Genomic DNA, 797 nt, shown 5'->3' on the forward strand with positions numbered 1-797 from the left:
CCGCATTCACCGTATGCTGAAGGATACCCTCGCCAAAGCGCGGCGCCTTATGCAGCACATATTCCGCCATCTCGGCCGCTGTTTCCAAATACACGTCATCACCCGTCACCTTGTGGAGGAACAAAAGCGTATGCCCGATGGAAACTCCGTTGATTGAAAGCGGCGGCAGCCCATCCTCCAGCTGTTCATCCACCCACGTTTTTAACAGATTGATATATTCCTCGTTTTCCGTCGCTTCATAGGCCTCCGCCACGCCGTAAAACGCGACGCCGCCCGGCCAATCCCACGCAAAATCCATCTGAAATGTCCGTTTCACGATCCGGTCAATAACCGACGTCACCTTTTCTTCATCAAAGATAAGCTGTGCCATCTGCAACACTCCTTTTTATTTTAATCCGGTCGTACTGATGCCCTGAACGATATATTTCTGAAACAAAAAGAATACAAGAATCACAGGCAATAACGAGACGGCCGACATGGCAAACATCGCGCCCCAGTTCGAAGCCGACTCTGTATCGAGAAAAAGCTTCAGCGCAAGTGAAACAGGGTAAAGCTCCGGCTTATTCAAATACAAGAGCGGCTGAATCAGCTCCTCCCACTTCCAATAGAAGGAGAAAATCGCAGACGTCGCAAGCGCGGGGGCAATCAGCGGGAGAATGATTCGCCAAAAGCAGGCAAAGCGCCCGCATCCGTCGATTCGCGCGGCTTCATCCAGCTCCTCGGGAATCGTCCGGATAAACTGGATCATCAGAAAGATAAAAAACGCATGCCCGAAAAATTGCGGAACGACAATTGGT

1 protein-coding gene and 1 pseudogene are annotated in these 797 nt (G+C 50.9%); both read right to left on the minus strand.

The features are described from left to right. Positions 1-370: pseudogene (gene yesR / locus ACWHAR_RS25850) on the minus strand (rhamnogalacturonyl hydrolase YesR); the annotation flags it as partial. Between the two features lie 15 nt (positions 371-385). Continuing rightward, on the minus strand, positions 386-797 hold a 412-nt coding region (locus ACWHAR_RS25855; RefSeq protein ID WP_452088272.1), incomplete at its 5' end, for a carbohydrate ABC transporter permease.

It is taken from the genome of Bacillus sp. LR--39, from assembly GCF_053613335.1.